15 protein-coding genes are annotated in these 17,575 nt (G+C 35.6%); 10 read left to right on the top strand and 5 right to left on the bottom strand.

Annotation, left to right across the window (positions count from 1 at the left end; all coding sequences use genetic code 11):
• Positions 1-19 precede the first annotated feature (19 nt).
• A complete protein-coding gene (locus ACQY29_RS02850) occupies positions 20-622 on the top strand; it encodes a hypothetical protein (RefSeq protein WP_428223749.1) in 603 nt (200 codons plus the stop codon).
• Positions 619-1,260, top strand: a complete 642-nt coding sequence (locus tag ACQY29_RS02845; RefSeq protein ID WP_428223748.1) for an HAD family hydrolase — start codon at positions 619-621, stop codon at positions 1,258-1,260. Before ACQY29_RS02850 ends, ACQY29_RS02845 begins: the two co-directional genes overlap by 4 nt.
• Positions 1,261-1,299: 39 nt before the next feature.
• Here ACQY29_RS02845 and ACQY29_RS02840 read toward each other — a convergent pair whose 3' ends face one another.
• The 3 genes from ACQY29_RS02840 to ACQY29_RS02830 all read right to left on the bottom strand — a co-directional run bounded on the left by ACQY29_RS02840 (position 1,300) and on the right by ACQY29_RS02830 (position 7,154).
• Complete coding sequence (locus ACQY29_RS02840; protein WP_428223747.1) at positions 1,300-2,421, bottom strand: efflux RND transporter periplasmic adaptor subunit; 1,122 nt, start codon at positions 2,419-2,421, stop codon at positions 1,300-1,302.
• 6 nt (positions 2,422-2,427) lie between these two features.
• Positions 2,428-6,747, bottom strand: coding sequence for a CusA/CzcA family heavy metal efflux RND transporter (locus ACQY29_RS02835; RefSeq protein ID WP_428223746.1), 4,320 nt, complete (start codon positions 6,745-6,747; stop codon positions 2,428-2,430).
• Between the two features lie 98 nt (positions 6,748-6,845).
• Positions 6,846-7,154, bottom strand: a complete 309-nt coding sequence (locus ACQY29_RS02830; protein WP_428223745.1) for a hypothetical protein — start codon at positions 7,152-7,154, stop codon at positions 6,846-6,848.
• 159 nt (positions 7,155-7,313) lie between these two features.
• Here ACQY29_RS02830 and serS point away from each other — a divergent pair, with 159 nt between their 5' ends.
• From serS to mgtE, 7 genes are all read left to right on the top strand, one after another.
• Complete coding sequence (serS, locus tag ACQY29_RS02825; RefSeq protein WP_428223744.1) at positions 7,314-8,585, top strand: serine--tRNA ligase; 1,272 nt, start codon at positions 7,314-7,316, stop codon at positions 8,583-8,585.
• A 91-nt stretch (positions 8,586-8,676) separates the two neighbouring features.
• The gene (locus tag ACQY29_RS02820; RefSeq protein ID WP_428223743.1) at positions 8,677-10,518 is read left to right on the top strand and encodes a tetratricopeptide repeat protein; all 1,842 of its coding nucleotides are present in this window, start codon (positions 8,677-8,679) and stop codon (positions 10,516-10,518) included.
• 77 nt (positions 10,519-10,595) lie between these two features.
• A complete protein-coding gene (locus tag ACQY29_RS02815; RefSeq protein ID WP_428223742.1) occupies positions 10,596-10,907 on the top strand; it encodes a DUF4286 family protein in 312 nt (103 codons plus the stop codon).
• A gap of 5 nt (positions 10,908-10,912) precedes the next feature.
• Complete coding sequence (locus tag ACQY29_RS02810) at positions 10,913-11,095, top strand: hypothetical protein (protein WP_428223741.1); 183 nt, start codon at positions 10,913-10,915, stop codon at positions 11,093-11,095.
• The gene (locus ACQY29_RS02805) at positions 11,092-11,571 is read left to right on the top strand and encodes a nucleotidyltransferase (RefSeq protein WP_428223740.1); all 480 of its coding nucleotides are present in this window, start codon (positions 11,092-11,094) and stop codon (positions 11,569-11,571) included. Before ACQY29_RS02810 ends, ACQY29_RS02805 begins: the two co-directional genes overlap by 4 nt.
• 58 nt (positions 11,572-11,629) lie before the next feature.
• Positions 11,630-12,409, top strand: coding sequence for a 16S rRNA (adenine(1518)-N(6)/adenine(1519)-N(6))-dimethyltransferase RsmA (rsmA, locus tag ACQY29_RS02800; protein ID WP_428223739.1), 780 nt, complete (start codon positions 11,630-11,632; stop codon positions 12,407-12,409).
• A complete protein-coding gene (mgtE, locus tag ACQY29_RS02795; protein ID WP_428223738.1) occupies positions 12,399-13,751 on the top strand; it encodes a magnesium transporter in 1,353 nt (450 codons plus the stop codon). The genes rsmA and mgtE overlap by 11 nt, the downstream gene beginning before the upstream one ends.
• Before the next feature lie 17 nt (positions 13,752-13,768).
• Here mgtE and ACQY29_RS02790 read toward each other — a convergent pair whose 3' ends face one another.
• Together ACQY29_RS02790 and dusB are read right to left on the bottom strand one after the other, a co-directional pair.
• Complete coding sequence (locus tag ACQY29_RS02790) at positions 13,769-14,416, bottom strand: HD domain-containing protein (protein ID WP_428223737.1); 648 nt, start codon at positions 14,414-14,416, stop codon at positions 13,769-13,771.
• A gap of 106 nt (positions 14,417-14,522) precedes the next feature.
• Entirely contained in the window at positions 14,523-15,512 is a 990-nt protein-coding gene (dusB, locus tag ACQY29_RS02785; protein WP_428223736.1) for a tRNA dihydrouridine synthase DusB, read from the bottom strand.
• 255 nt (positions 15,513-15,767) lie between these two features.
• Between dusB and lepA the strand changes: the two genes are divergently transcribed.
• Entirely contained in the window at positions 15,768-17,564 is a 1,797-nt protein-coding gene (gene lepA / locus ACQY29_RS02780; RefSeq protein ID WP_428223735.1) for a translation elongation factor 4, read from the top strand.
• Positions 17,565-17,575 lie beyond the last annotated feature (11 nt).

Below are 17,575 nucleotides of genomic sequence, written 5' to 3'. Positions count from 1 at the left end.
TGCTCATACATTTAAAAATATGCTAAGAAAACTAATAATGTCCATGATTCTAATCACTATGCAATTATTTATAGGTTGCGCTAGTTTTTCAAAAGAATCGTTTAAAGATGAAATGATGTATTTGTCAGAAAACAACTTCACAAATATTAATGGAAGCTATAAGACCTATCCATCAAAGGTATACGAAGAGGATATGAAGAAAATAATTTCCTCAAAAATGTTAACAAAAACAAATACCTATAAGTTATTCAATCTTAATCATAAAGTTAACTCCCTTGACTCTTTGAGTTTAAATAACAATATTGATAGAATAGAAATCATTTTTGCTAATTCAAAAGAATTTGAAGTCAAATATTTCATCGGTAAAACAATGAATTCAAACATTAAAATGTCTGGTGAGCTTAAAAATGGATTTTTTTACTTAGACGATAAAATCTCTAATAGTTGGGGAATTCCTTTGCTTTTTGGCGGGTATAACAGCCATAAACGACGAATAGGCCTCTCAAAAAAAGGGAATCTAATTTTTAATTCAGTTTATGATAAAGGAGGAGGAATGCTTTTTATTTTTTCAAATGGAAGTAGTTATAATATTTCTTATGAAATTGAAAAATTAAAGTTATGAAAAAACCTAGATGCATCCTCTTTGATTGTGATGGAGTACTAGTAGATAGTGAAACGATTGGGAACCAAATTTTACTTGAAATGGCTGGTGAATACGGATTCCAAATGACTAACGAAGAAGCACAACATCATTTTAATGGGAAGAGTTTAAAGTCAAGTTTTGAATATATTGAAAACAAAATCCAGAACAAACTTCCCAGTACTTTTGAAGCTGATTATAGACAACGCAGTTTTGAAGCTTTTCGGATGAACTTAAAAGCTGTTGAAGGTGTTAAAGAATTCCTTGAAACACTCGATATTCCATTTTGTGTAGCTTCAAGTGGTCCTGTTGAAAAAATAAGATTAAACCTGACTAGCACGGGACTGATTTCCTTTTTTGAAGGTGCTATTTTTAGTTCTTACGAAATCAATAGTTGGAAACCTGAACCCACTATTTTTTTACATGCCGCATCACAAATGGGATTTACACCTCAGGAATGTATCGTAATTGAAGATAGTGTTTCTGGAGTAGTAGCTGGAATTACGGGCGGATTTATGGTGTATGGACTAGCTAATGATTACAATGCTACTAAATTGCAGGAAGCTGGTGCCTTAACGTTTAGAAGTTATAAAGAGCTCAACAAAATGCTCAAATTATAATCCCCTGATCTATCGAATAAATCAGGGGATTTTTGGTAGTTATTCTTCTTTGTTTTTTAAAACCATTAATAAAGTATATGCATCTTTAGTTACTATCGTTTTATCTTTAAAGTCTAGGGCATTCTTTACTTCGGTAAAATCCTTGTTGCTTTGTCCAAGAATTACAGGTGTCATTTGATATTTTTCTTGACTTACTTGAATAAACAAATAGTCTTTTCCTTCATAAGATACTATGGCTTGATTGTTTATAGTTTTTGCTTCAGGAATTGTGGTTTCAATTTCCGCATTCATATAATTGCCTACCATTAATCTGTTTTTAGGATTTTGAATTCGTGCTACTATTTCCATTGCATTATTTTCATTGACACTTTTATTTATAAATAAAATTTGAGTCGCATATAGTTCTGAATTGGAATTGCTATAGGCTTTTATTTTTTGACCTGTATAAAGATGAGCAGCATCTTTGTCAAAAACATTCAATGTTAAAAATAAAGAGTGATTGTTTATAATTTCAAAAAGCATGTCTGTAGGGTTTACATACTTGCCTAGGTTGATATTGGTTTTTGATACGATTCCGCTGATGGGAGCTATCAGTTGTACCGATTTTGTGATGGAATTAGCCGTTAGTGTCTTAGGATTAATGTTTGCCAAACGTAATTTTTCTTCTAACGATTTGAGTGCGATGCGCTGTTTGGCCATTTCATTTTGAGCCATTTCAAAGGTTTTATCGCTTACAGCTTTACTTGCATTTAGTTCTTTCTGACGCTGGAAATCTTTATACAAAAAAGCCAATTGTTCTTTAGTAGTTAAATAATCCTGTTGTAATTGTACGTATTGCACATCTTCTACAATGGCTAAAACTTGCCCCTTTGCTATTTGCATGCCTTGCATGACATTTATGTTTTTTACGTAACCTCCTAATGGTAAGCTTACACTAGCCATAGCTTGTGGAGCTAATGTGATTTTTCCGTTTACTTTTAGCGTGGTGCTAAGCGGTTGTTGAGTTAAAAAACCTGTTTCAATTTGGGTGTTTTTCAATTGCTCCTTTGTGAGCGTAATTTCTAATGCATTGGTTGTTTCCGAATTTTTTGCGGTTTCAGTCTTGTCTTTGCAAGCAAAAAATAAAAGACTTATAGTATATAGGAAGATGAATTTTTTCATAGTATTTTAATTGGTATATAACATTTGAATCAGTGTGTCGTTGTGTATTTTCACAACTTCTAAATATTGTAATTGTGTGCTTATTACCTGATTAGTTAATAGGCTCCAATCCATAAAGTTAATTTCACCTTTTGAAAATTGAAGCTGTGCGGTACTTGCAATTTTTGAGGCCTCAGGCAAAAGGATTTTTTGGTAATGATCTAAAATCGATTTGTTCGACAGGTGTTGTATTTCAAACAATTTCAACTGGTTTTCGAGTTGTTGTTTTTTAGCTTCTGTTTGATAATTTAAAGCAGAATTTTCGATTTTCAATGCTGCTCTTCGAGCTTTATTAGCTTGTTGAAAAACAGGAATTTCTAGGTTAACTTGTATTGAATGAAAACGGTCGCGACTACTATACGTTTTATCGTCTGAACCTGTTCCTTGCATGGTTGTACTAAAATAGCCTAAATTAATCTCAGGAAAGTTTAGTGTTTTTTCAACCGCTATACTTGCTTGGTTTATCTTTTTGTTTTGTTCTAATAAAGTTAACTCTAAGTTGTTTTTTACAAAATCGGTTGAAATGCTTTCAGAAAGAATTAAAGTATTAGGAATGATTTTCTTATCAACTTGTAACCATTGTTGTAATTGAAACTGTAAAGCATTGGTCTGTTGTAATACAGCATTCCATTGTTGTGTCCATTGGGCTCTATTTAATTCGGCAGAAGCTTTTTCTACTAAATTAGTTTCGCCAAGTTTTAATCGTAATTGTGCTTTGTTGATAAACTGAGCATAAATAGAATCTGCTTTTTTGTAAATTTTCTCCTTTTCTAACTGGTTGGCCAAATCGGAATAAGCTTGAGTAATCATTTTTTTCAAATCATTTTCACTCATTTTATAATTTATCTGAGCTGCTTGATATTGATTTTGTAGCAAATCCCTTTTTTTAGGTTGGCTGACTAAGAAATTTAAATTTTGGCTTACACCAAATTTGTTGTCTATATAAGCACTATTTATTTGTCCATATTCGGCACTCAATGCCAGCATTGGAATTTCATTGGCTGATTTAATTAAGGTTTTACTGCCTTGGACTCTTTCTTTATCTGCTTTTAGGAGTAAGCTATTCGTTATACCTAAGTCTAAAGCTTCTTTTAGCGATAAAGGGGTTTGTCCGTACTGACTAAGTGTACAGAAAAATAACAAGGGAACAACTTTTTTTATACTTGGAAAAGTAAACTTTCGGTTTTCAAATTGCATATACAAAATGGGTAATAAGAATAGGGTTAAAAAAGTAGCGACTAGTAAGCCCCCGATAACCACGGTAGCTAAAGGGCGTTGTACTTCAGCTCCAGATCCGTTGCTAATAGCCATAGGTAAAAAACCAAGCGAGGCTACGAAAGCAGTCATTAAAATAGGTCGTAATCTTTTCTGAGTTCCTTTTAAAATGATCTCTTGAATTTGTGTTACTCCAGCATTTTTTTGGGCATTAAATTCAGCTAAAAGAACGATACCGTTAAGTACAGCTACACCAAAAAGAGCAATAAAACCAATACCCGCACTGATACTAAAAGGCATACCACGAAGTGCTAAGAAGGCAATTCCGCCAATCATGGATAGCGGTATGGCACTATAAATTAATAACGCTTGTTTGATAGAATTAAATGCAAAATAAAGCATGAGCAAGATGAGTAGTAAGGATACGGGTACAGCTACCATTAATCTACTTTTGGCTTCATTTAGGTTTTCAAAACTACCGCCATACGTTATGGTGTAACCTTCCGGTAGTTGTATTTGTTTTTCAACTTTTTGAGTTAATGTTTCTACCAGTGTTTGTACATCGGTATCAGCATTAAAACCTATTACGATGCGTCTTTTCGTATCTTCACGTTGTATTTGGTTCGGACCATTGATTATATTTACATCTGCCAAAACATAAAGAGGTACCTGCGCTCCTGAAGGTGTAGGAATTAATACATTTTTAATATCCTCTAAATTTTGTTTTGCTGTAGCATCGAGTTTAACCACAATATCAAAACGTTTTTCTCCTTCAAAAAGTTTTCCTGTGCTTTGACCTGCAAAAGAAGTGTTTATAATCCGATTAATATCTGTTATGTTTAATCGGTACTGGGCAACAGCGTTTCTATTGTATTGAATAACTACTTGTGGCATTCCTCCAATAGGCTCTACATATAAGTCTTTTGCTCCTTGGATTTTTGAAACAATTCGGCCTACTTTATCAGCGTATTTTGATAAAGTGTCTAGGTTTTCCCCATAAATTTTGCAAACCACATCCTGTCTTGCGCCCGTCATAAGTTCGTTAAAACGCATTTGTACGGGATATTGAAAACCGAAAGTAGCACCAGGAACCGCTTGTAGGGCTTTGCTCATCTGTTCTGAAAGTTCGTTAAAAGTGCTGGCTGATGTCCACTCGCTTTTATCTTTTAAAATAACCATCATATCAGCAGCTTCCATAGGCATAGGGTCAGTGGGTACTTCACCGCTACCTATTTTTGTTACTATTTTTTCGACCTCAGGAAATTGTGATTTCAAAATATCGGCAGCTTTTTGTGTACTGTTTATTGTGGTATTTAGGTTACTACCCGTTAGTACCCGTGTTTCAACCGCAAAATCACCTTCTTCTAAAGCAGGGATAAATTCACCGCCTAATTGACTTAAAACTAACAAAGATAGTGTAAAGGCTATCAGTGTTCCTATGATGATTTTTTTCTGATGGTGCAGCACAAGTAATAATCGGTTTTGGTATATTTTTTCTAAATAAGACATCATGCGTTCTGAAATACTAGAAGGATTGTGTTTGATGTTTTTTAAAACCAAACTGCTCATCATGGGAATATAAGTAAGTGACAAAATGAAAGCGCCTAAAAGGGCAAAGGCTACGGTTTGCGCCATGGGTTTAAACATTTTTCCTTCTATTCCTTGTAAAGTGAAAATTGGGAGGTACACAATAAGAATAATAATTTGTCCAAAGACAGCACTATTCATCATTTTTTTTGCAGACGTTTGTACTTCGTTATTTACATTTTCTTGAGTTAAATGTGCTTGTGTTGTTTTTTTATGATGCGAATGAATTTGATGAATGACGGCTTCAACTATTATTACGGCTCCATCTACTATAAGTCCAAAATCTAAGGCGCCTAAACTCATTAAGTTGCCGCTTACCCCAAAGGTATTCATTAGTATAATAGCAAAAAGCATGGCTAGCGGTATAACAGAAGCAACCAGTAAACCTGCTCTAAAATTTCCTAAGAATAAAACTAAAACAAATACAACGATCAAAGCACCTTCAATCAGATTTTTTTCCACAGTCCCTATGGCGTTATTTACCATTTTAGTTCGATCTAAGAAAGGTTCAATTACAACTCCTTTGGGTAGTGTTTTTTGGATTTGAGCGATACGATCTTTAACGTTTTGAATGACTTCACTACTATTTGCTCCTTTTAGCATCATGACAATGGCACCAGCAACTTCGCCATCAGTATTAAAAGTCATGGCGCCATATCTGGTGGCATAACTAATTTTTACAGTAGCTACATCACGCATTAAATAACTGCTACCATTCTTCGAACTGTTAACTACAATGTTTTCAATATCAGTTTGGTTTTTAAGGAGACCTTCGCTACGTACAAACAGTACCGAAGCCTCTTTTTCTATATATGCCCCTCCAGTATTTTGGTTGTTTTTTTCTAGAGCATCAAATACATCTGTTATTGTAAGACCTAATGCGTTTAGTTTGTTAGGATGAATGGCAATTTCTAATTGTTTTAATTTCCCTCCAAAACTACTTACTTCAGCTACTCCTTTTACCCCTACAAGTTGCCTTTTAATCAACCAGTCTTGGATGGTTCTAAGGCTTGTAGCATCGTATTGTTTTTCATATCCTTTTGCAGGTCGTACCACATATTGGTAAATTTCACCTAGACCAGTGGTTATAGGGCCTAAACTGGGAGTTCCCATGCCTTGAGGAAGATCGTTTTGAACTTGTTGCAAGCGTTCAGCTACTTGTTGTCTTGCCCAATACACATCGGTAGCGTCGTCAAAAACTAGAGTAACTAGCGATAATCCAAATCGAGAAAAACTGCGTATTTCCTTTAATCCAGATATGTTTGCATTAGCTTGCTCAATAGGAAAAGTAATTAGTCGTTCAATATCTGTGGCGCCAAACGAAGGAGCTTGTGTAATGATTTGAACTTGATTGTTTGTAATATCGGGTACAGCATCAATGGGTAATTTGGTCACATTATAGATACCAAAACCAATGAGCACAAAAGTAAATAAGGCGATAATGAGTTTATTCTTAACAGAAAACTCTATGATTTTATTTAACATTTTAAAATAAGCTTAATTAATTTAAATACATAACTATTCTTTCCAATCAAAAAAGGTTTAGAAGCTTTTTTTGAAAGGGGCTAGTTTGCGGGTATTAATTAAGTTAATTTAGGGGGTTGCCATATGGCATATTGAGGACTCGTAACTGCGTGAACTAAATATTTGAAGTTAGGTCTGAATTCTTCTTTAAATTTGATAAGAGGCTCAAAAAGAGGTGCTTCTTTAGGTAAGGCTAAAACAATGTTAGGATGATTGTCTTGAAAATTCTTGAATGGCAATTGCATGTCTTTCTCGTAGTCAGAATCTTTAAGATTGCCTTTTAAGTAATGGAGTTCGAGAAAACCAATGATTGTTAAAGATTGATTTTTTTGTTTGTGTTCTTTGTAATGCTCTAATAATACGGGCATTTTCAACAACTGATGAAGCTCAGTAGTCGAAAAAATATAGCCGAATAGTAATATGTAGAGGATAAACTTTCTCACTTCACAAACTTACAAAAAATAAGTACTACAAATAGCGCTAAGATTAATAGAATTTCTAAATTTGCCATTGTTAAAAATTATAGTATGTTACAAATAGCAGTAATTAGAGAAAACCAAGAAGCGGTAATCAAAGCTTTAGCAAAAAAGAATATCGATGCTACAGCAATGATAGAAAATGTGGTAGCTCTGGACGAAAAACGTCGTGCTACTCAAGTGGAGTTAGATAATGTTTTGGCGGAATCTAATAAACTGTCCAAGGAAATTGGTGCGATGATGAAAGCAGGCGAGAAAGCTAAAGCCGAAATCATCAAAGAAAAAACTACTCAATTACGTGATAAAAGTAAAGAGTTAACCGAAGCTCTAAATGCTATTGCGGAGGAATTAACCCAGCAATTATATCAATTACCCAATACTCCTACGGAAATCGTTCCTGAAGGGAAAACTGCCGACGATAACCTAAATGTTTTTGAAGAAGGCGAAGTACCTAGCTTACACGAAGGAGCTATGCCACATTGGGAATTGGCTAAAAAATACGATATCATCGATTTTGAATTAGGAACCAAAATAACGGGAGCTGGTTTCCCTGTGTATAAAGGAAAAGGGGCTAAACTACAACGTGCGTTAATCAATTATTTTATTGATAAAAATACAGAAGCGGGTTACCAAGAGGTACAAGTACCGCATTTAATTAATGAAGCTTCGGGGTATGGCACAGGACAGTTACCAGACAAAGAAGGGCAAATGTATCACGTAGGTATCGATGATTTATATTTGATTCCAACGGCTGAAGTACCGGTAACCAACTTATACCGTGATGTGATTTTGCAAGAATCAGAATTGCCTGTACAAGTAACTGGATACACGCCTTGTTTCCGTCGTGAAGCAGGTTCGTATGGTGCACACGTACGTGGATTGAATCGTTTGCATCAGTTTGATAAAGTAGAAATTGTTCGTGTTGAGCATCCAGATAATTCTTACCAAGCGTTAGATGGTATGGTAGAACATGTAAAAGGTATTTTAAAAGAATTGAAATTACCTTACCGTATTTTGCGTTTATGCGGTGGCGACATGAGTTTTGCTTCTGCGTTGACTTATGATTTCGAAGTCTTTTCAACGGCACAAGACCGTTGGTTAGAAATTTCTTCGGTTTCTAATTTTGAGACTTTCCAATCGAATCGTTTGAAATTACGTTTCAAAGGGAAAGATGGAAAAACGCAATTAGCCCACACGCTTAACGGAAGTTCATTAGCTTTACCGCGTGTATTGGCTGGTATTTTAGAAAATTACCAAACGCCAGAAGGCATCGTAATTCCAGAAGTTTTACGTAAATACACAGGATTTGATATTATCGACTAATTGAACTAACAAGTAGGTCTTAAACTAATGATAAAATGTACTAAAGTGGCAGAATAATTGCTATCTTTAGTACATTCTTTTTTAGTGAAAAATGAAGAAAATAGCTCGTTTACTACTCTTGCTTACTGTCTCAGTTTGGGGACAAGAATACACGGTTACGCCTCCTATTGGTGGGAATCCGCAAGCGCACATGCCTCAAAATAATACTGCCAACGAGTATTTAGCTCAAAATTATTTTGACCGCGGAGAATTTGACAAAGCCGTTGTCATGTATGATGAATTAGTTAAAAGACAACCTAATAATTACCAATTTTTTCAAAAACAAATTGCCTGTTACCAGCAATTAAAACAATTTGACAAAGCAGAAGAAGTAATTCAATCGCGAATCACTCGTTTAAAATATCCAAATTTGTACGTTGAATTGGGGTACAATTACCAGTTACAAAAACAACAAGATAAAGCCGATAAAAATTACCGAATTGCCCTCGATAAAATCAAAGAAAACCCTAACAATGTTTACACCATTGCGAGAGATTTTGAACAAAAAGTGCTTTTAGCGCAAGCTGTAGAAGCATATACTTTGGGGCAAAACCTCAACCCACAAATCAATTTTGACTATCAAATTGCTTTATTGCAAGGACAAATGGGAAATATTGATTTCATGATACAGTCGTTATTGGATTATGCCTTCAAAAACCCAAGTAATTTGGTGTTAGTTCAAAATCAATTAAACCGCTTTTTAGCTGAAGACCACACTAAAGTTTTTGCTGATACCTTGCGAAAATCATTATTGCTAAAGACGCAAAAAACACAGGAGCTTTTTTGGAATGAGTTTATGAGTTGGTTTTTTATCAGCCAAAAAGAATATGGCAAAGCTTTCATACAAGAAAAAGCCATCTACCGTCGTAACCCTGAAAGTTTTAATAATCTTTTCAATTTAGTCCGCTTAGCCTCGCAAGATAATGACCGAGAAACCGAACGTGCGGTGCTGAATTTTATTCTAGAACATGCCACGCAATCTGATGTGATTTTAGATGTCAATTACAACTTACTCCAATTAGATGTTGAAGACGCAAAGAAAGAAGAATACCTCATCATTGCTGACCGTATCAATAAATTATTGGATGCGCATGGTTACACGGCTAGTACGGTTAAATTGCAAATTCTGAAAGCACATTTTGAAGCGTTTTACCTTAAACAGTTTCCTTCAGCAATACAATTGTTGCAAAAAGCATTAGAGTTACCATTAAACACTTATGCTAAGGCAGATGTAAAACTAGAATTGGCCGATATTTTACTCATCAACGAAAAGTTTAATCAAGCCATCATTTACTATGCACAAGTAGAGAGTGATTTAGAGAATGATGCGGTGGCTCATGAAGCCAATTTAAAAATGGCTAAAGCCAATTATTTCAAAGGCGATTTTGAATGGGCAAAAAAACAGTTTGAAGTATTAAAATCAACCACGTCTCAGTTAATTGCCAATGATGCTTTAGAACTTTACCTATTGATTACTGACAACACGGTAGAAGATTCGACTCAAGTAGCTTTGAAAAAATTTGCTCGTGCAGATTTCTTACTTTTTCAAAATAAAAATGATGATGCCTTAACTGCATTCAAGGAGATATTAGCACAACATCCAAGCGAAAGTATAACGGATGATGTTTTGATAAAAATGGCTGAAATTTACGAAAGAAAACAGTTGTACCCCGAAGCATTAGGACATTACCAACAAATTATAGAAAAACATAATGAAGAAATTTTCATTGATGAAGCCTATTTTTTTAGCGCTGAAATCTATCGAAAGTATCTCAATGACACGGACAAAGCCAAAGCTTTCTACGAAAAAATCTTGTTCAATCATCCGGATAGTATTTACTTTGTAGACGCACAGCTGAATTACCGAAAACTGAGAGGTGATAATAACCTTTAAATTTGAAGAGTGCTGTAATCAGTGGTCAGAACTCAGTGTTCAGTGCTCAAAAATCTAATATCAAAATTTAATATCAAATGATAATTTACAACGTAACCATCAACATACACGAAAGCGTTCACGACCAATGGTTGGACTGGATGCAAAACAAACATATTGCGGAAGTAATCGGAACAGGTAAATTTACCTCAGCAAAAATGGTAAAGGTATTAGTGGAGGAAGAAATGGGAGGCGTAACTTACGCGATTCAATATTTTACTGATAGCAAAGAAACTTTACAACGCTATTATGACGAAGATGCTCCTGCTTTACGCGAAGAGGGCTTACGTCTTTTTGGTGACAAGATGTTAGCTTTCCGTACCGAATTAGAAATAATTTCTGAACACTAAGAGTGATGCAAGTTACGTTTCAGACAAAGGAAGAAAGTAATAGACAACAACGCGAAGCATTCTTGAAATTATCAGGAGCTGAACGTGTATTTGCTTTTATTGAATTATCGAAACAAATTAATGCCTTTCCTACGAAACACAAACCTGAAAAATCGAATAATTTTATTATTGATTTTACTAAAAAATGATAGAAAATTGGGATAACGAAATTCAACAATTCATTAAACTCTGTAATGAATGTAAAGTAAGAATGTTAATGGTAGGCGGTGGAGCAGTAAATTTCCATGGATATCAAAGACATTCAGCTGATGTTGATTTCTGGATAGAAACAACAGAAGAAAATTTTAAAAAACTAGTTGATGTTTTTAAGCAAATGGGATTTGAAATTGACGATTTCCCAGCTGATGTTAAAAGCCAAAATCAAAATATATCAATTAAATTTTCTCCTACTAGCTTGAATATAGAACTCATAACAAGATTTTCTGTAAATAGGACTTTTGAAGATGCTTACAATGAAAGTGTTCATGCCATTGTGGAAGAAAACAAACTTTTAAAATGGAATGTTTTATCTTTAGATGATTTAATCATAAGTAAGGTTAAATCAGGAAGACCCAAAGACCTTTTAGACATTCAGCAATTAAAAGAAATAAATGGTAAGCACTAAGTCTAACCTGAAACTTTTCACGTAACACAAGCTAACGTGAAACCTGAAACAAAAAATAATGGATAAAGTAAAAGCAAAAAAACACCTTGGGCAACATTTCTTAAACGATGAAAACATTGCCTCAAAAATAGCCGATGCCTTAACGCTAGAGGGCTATCAAAAAGTATTGGAAATTGGTCCAGGAATGGGTGTTTTAACCAAATACTTATTGGACAAACCCATTGACACGTATGTGATTGAAATCGATACCGAATCGGTGGAATATTTGCAAACGCATTATTTAAAACTTTCCAATAAAATTCTTTCGGAAGATTTCTTGAAATTCGATTTGACCCAAGTTTTTGGTAACGAACCTTTTTCTGTGATTGGTAATTTCCCGTATAATATTTCTACGCAAATTGTGTTCAAAGTATTGGAAATGCGTGACCAGATTCCTGAGTTTGCAGGTATGTTTCAAAAAGAAGTTGCGGAGCGTATTTGTGAGAAAAAAGGGAGTAAAGCTTACGGAATCCTGTCCGTTTTAGCACAAGCTTTTTACGATACTGAATATTTGTTTACAGTATCAGAACATGTTTTTACCCCACCTCCAAAAGTAAAATCGGGCGTGATGCGTATGCGTCGCAAAGAAAACTACCAATTGCCTTGTGATGAGAAATTATTGTTCAATGTTGTCAAAACCGCCTTCAACCAACGAAGAAAAACATTGCGAAATAGCTTAAAAAGCCTGAATTTGTCGGATATGTTGCGAGAAGATAGTATCTTTGACCTCCGTCCGGAACAACTTTCGGTAGAACAATTCATAGAACTCACTCAAAAAATCCAAGCCGATGGAGTTTAAAATTAGCCCAGAATTTATCGCTCAAGTAGAGCAACTCATCAGTGAAAACAAAGCGCAAGAGTTAGAAAACTTATTGCAGGATGTCCATTTTGCTGATATTGCCGATATTTTAGATGAGCTTGATGAATTTGGAGCTAATTATGTATTTAAACTACTAGATTCTGAAAAAACCGCAGATGCGCTTTTGGAATTGGACGATGAGGTTCGTGTAAAAATCCTTAAAAACCTTTCTGCTAAAGAAATTGCAGAAGAAATTGACGAGTTAGACACGGATGATGCGGCCGACATTATTGCCGAATTACCCCAATCTAAAAAGGAGGAGGTAATTCTTGAATTAGAAGACGTTGAACACGCTAAAGACATTGTAGAATTATTACGTTACGATGAAGATACAGCGGGTGGTTTGATGGGTAAAGAGTTGGTAAAAGTCAATGAAAACTGGAATGTACTAACGTGTGTTAAGGAAATGCGTATGCAAGCCGAGCACGTTACCCGAGTGCATTCTATTTATGTGGTAGATGATGAAGACCGTTTAAAAGGACGACTTTCCCTTAAAGATTTGTTGACTACATCTACCAAAACACCCATTAGTGAGGTGTATATTAAAAAAGTAGATTATGTAAAAGTAGATACGATGGACACGGAAGTAGCCCGTATCATGCAAAAATACGACTTAGAGGCCATTCCTGTGGTTGATGAAATGGGACGCCTGGTAGGTCGCATTACCATTGACGATATCGTAGATGTTATCAAGGAAGAAGCCGATAAGGATTACCAGATGGCGGCGGGTATCTCACAAGACGTTGAGGCGGATGACAGCATTTTAGAACTCACCCGTGCGCGTTTGCCTTGGTTGGTTTTAGCTTTATTAGGAGGATTTGTAACCGTACGAGTTTTGGGCTTATTCGAACCGGCAATGAAAGAACATCCACAGTTATTCTTTTTCACACCGCTTATTGCTGCTATGGGAGGAAATGTGGGCGTACAATCTTCAGCTATTATTGTGCAAGGGTTAGCTAATAGCTCTATTAGCGGTACACTTATTCAACGTTTGCTAAAAGAATTGTCGTTGAGTTTGTTAAATGGTTTGATACTTTCTACCATTTTACTTTTAGGAAGTTATTACTTGTTAGGGTTTGAAATACATATTGGACTTACTGTAACGACAGCATTACTTTCAGTTATTGTCATAGCTTCCTTAATTGGAACTTTTATTCCAATTGTTTTGAGTAAAAATGGGGTAGACCCTGCTTTAGCTACAGGTCCTTTTATAACCACAAGTAACGATATTTTAGGGATTTTAATCTATTTTACCATTGCGCGTTTGATATTAGGTTTTTAATGACTCATAGCTAAAAGTTATCGTTCCCCGTTCCATTCACCATAAAACTGTTCCAAAAATTGCTCCATGTATTCGTGTCTTTGTTGTGCAATTTTCTTGCCCGTAGAGGTGTGCATACGGTCTTTCAATAACAACAATTTTTCATAAAAATGATTGATAGTAGGTGCTGTTGAATTTTTATATTCTTCTTTAGACATTGCTAACTTCGGGGAAATAGCAGGGTCATAAATCACCCTATTTTTATAGCCACCATAATTAAAAGTACGTGCAATTCCTATAGCTCCAATAGCATCTAAGCGGTCAGCATCACGTACAATATCTAATTCGATAGAATTGAATGTTGTTTCAAAGTTTCCTCCTTTAAATGAAATGTTCGCTATAATTTGTACCACGTGTGTTATCGTATCTGTTGAAACACCTTGTTTTTGAAGAAAATCAGTCGCTATTCTCGGTCCTACACTTTCATCACCATTGTTAAATTTGCTATCGGCTATATCATGTAATAAAGCACCTAGTGCCACTACTTCTTTATTACACATTTCCTCTTTAGCAATCAACATTGCGTTTTTGTATACGCGTTCTATATGAAACCAATCGTGACCACCTTCGGCACCTTTTAATTGATCTTTGACAAAATCGATTGTCTTCTGAATAGTGTTATCCATAAAATAAAATTATAAAACCAAAACTATTTACATTTGTTTATTTTGAGATGAAAGCACAAAAAAATCACCTCATTGGTGATCTTTTCTATTTTAAGTTAAAGGTTTATTAAATGCCATCACTAGAATAAGCCGCTATAATTTCCTCAAAAACTTCAAGTAAAGCATTGTGGTCATCAAGTGTGACCAACTTTTGTCTGTGGTCTTTAAAATGTGGAATTCCTTTAAAATAATTGGTATAATGACGTCGCATTTCAACTATGCCTACACGTTCCCCTTTCCATTCCATGGACCAAATTAAATGATTGCGCGCCGCTTGTACACGATCGGCAATGGTAGGTGCATTCATTAATTCACCTGTAGCAAAAAAATGTTTGATTTCATTGAAAATCCATGGGTAGCCAATGGCTGCACGACCTATCATTATACCGTCTAATCCGTAGGTGTTTTTGTACTCCAACGCTTTTTCAGGAGAATCAATATCGCCATTTCCAAAAATAGGAATATGAATCCGAGGGTTATTTTTTACGCGTGCGATATGTGACCAATCCGAATGACCCTTGTACATCTGTGCGCGGGTACGTCCGTGAATGGTAAGGGCATGGATACCTACGTCTTGCAATCGTTCGGCTACTTCATCAATGTTGATAGAAGCATCATCCCAACCCAAACGGGTTTTTACCGTAACAGGTAAATTGGTACTGTTGACCACAGCTTTAGTCAAACGTACCATCAAATCTACATCTTTCAAGACCCCAGCTCCAGCTCCTTTGCAAACTACTTTTTTTACGGGACATCCAAAATTGATATCTAACAAGTCAGGTTGAACGGTTTCTACAATCTTAGCACTCATGGCCATGGCTTCTTCGTCACCCCCAAAGATTTGAATACCCACGGGACGTTCATAGTCAAAGATGTCAAGTTTCTGACGGCTTTTGATAGCATCACGAATGAGTCCTTCGCTCGAAATAAATTCGGAGTACATCAAATCAGCTCCATGCATTTTACACAAACGACGAAAAGGAGGGTCGCTCACATCTTCCATAGGGGCTAACAATAAAGGGAAATCGGGTAATTCTATCTTGCCTATCTTAACCATTGAGACTATATTTTGGCGCAAAATTACGATAATAAACCCAATCGCAAAAGCATATTCCTAGTTTCAACTTATCAGTGCTTTGAAACTGACGATTTTAAACTATATTTGCATATTAAATGCGTTAAGGATTGTAGCGGCATCCTTTTAAGGGCATGGTGAAACCAAATGCCCTTAAAAGATAGAGCGGAAAGCCTGACCCGCAGGGGAACGCCCTGAAACTGATACGTCAGTGGTGACAAAATGATATTTAGAACGATGAAGAAAATTAGAAATTTTTGCATTATTGCACATATTGACCATGGTAAAAGTACCTTGGCCGACCGTTTATTAGATGCAACACAAACTGTAACGGCTCGTGAAGCCCAAGCACAGTTGCTCGATAATATGGACTTAGAGCGTGAACGTGGAATTACCATTAAAAGTCACGCCATCCAGATGGAATATACTTACAAAGGAGAACAATATATTTTAAACTTAATTGATACTCCTGGACATGTGGATTTTTCTTACGAAGTATCCCGTTCGATTGCTGCTTGTGAAGGGGCTTTGTTGATTGTAGATGCGGCACAAAGTATTCAGGCGCAAACTATTTCCAACTTATATTTGGCTTTAGAAAATGACTTAGAAATTATTCCAGTGTTGAATAAAGTGGATTTGCCAAGCGCTAATCCTGAGGAAGTAAGCGATGATATCGTAGATTTATTAGGATGTAAACTAGAGGATATTATTCATGCTTCTGGTAAAACAGGCTTTGGTGTCGATAAAATTCTAGAAGCTATCGTGGAGCGTATTCCTGCTCCAGAAGGGAATCCAGAAGAGCCTTTACAAGCCTTGATTTTTGATTCGCATTACAATCCGTTTCGTGGGATTGAGGTAATTTTCCGTGTAGTTAACGGTGAAATAAAAAAAGGTCAGAAAGTAAAATTCATGGCAACAGGCAAGGAATATTTTGCTGACGAAATTGGTACCTTAAAATTGAACCAAGTACCGAAACAAACGGTTTCTACAGGGGATGTTGGGTATTTAATCTCAGGGATAAAAGAGGCGAAAGAAGTAAAAGTAGGGGATACCATTACGGATGCTAAAACGCCAACTACGAATATGATTACAGGTTTCGAAGATGTGAAGCCGATGGTATTTGCGGGTATTTACCCTGTTGATACCGAAGATTATGAAGAGTTACGCGCTTCGATGGAGAAATTGCAATTGAATGATGCTTCGTTAGTTTTCTCTCCAGAGAGCTCAGCGGCTTTAGGATTTGGTTTCCGTTGTGGATTCTTAGGAATGTTACACATGGAAATTATTCAGGAGCGTTTAGAGCGTGAGTTTAATATGACGGTGATTACCACCGTTCCCAACGTATCGTATTTGGCTTATACTAAAAAAGAGCCTACGACTCCAATCATAGTAAACAATCCGAGTGATTTACCAGATGCTACTAAATTAGACCGTGTAGAAGAACCGTATATCAAAGCAACTATTATTACCAAATCGGATTTTGTGGGTAATGTAATGAGTTTGTGTATTGAGAAAAGAGGGCAAATTACAAATCAGACGTATTTAACTACGGAGCGTGTGGAATTGAATTTCGATATGCCACTAGCCGAGATTGTATTTGACTTTTATGATCGATTGAAAACGGTTTCTAAAGGATATGCTTCTTTTGATTATCATCCTATCGGAATGAGAGAATCAAAATTGGTAAAAATGGATATTTTACTAAATGCGAACCAATTAGATGCACTTTCAGCATTGATACATGCGGATAATGCATATACTATTGGTAAAAAAATGTGTGAGAAATTAAGAGAATTAATTCCACGTCAGCAATTTGAAATTCCTATTCAAGCTTCTATTGGGGCTAAAATTATTGCCAGAGAAACCATCAAAGCCTTACGTAAAGACGTAACTGCTAAATGTTACGGTGGTGATATTTCTAGAAAGCGTAAGCTTCTTGAAAAGCAGAAAGCAGGTAAAAAGCGTATGCGTCAAGTGGGTAACGTAGAAATTCCTCAAGAAGCATTTATGGCGGTATTGAAATTGAACGATTAATATTTTTAAAG

The sequence above is a fragment of the Flavobacterium sp. genome (genome assembly GCF_965262375.1).
In the GTDB taxonomy this organism is placed as follows: Bacteria; Bacteroidota; Bacteroidia; order Flavobacteriales; family Flavobacteriaceae; genus Flavobacterium.
Note: the sequence above shows the minus strand (reverse complement) of the source record. Positions and strands in the feature narration are given on the sequence as shown.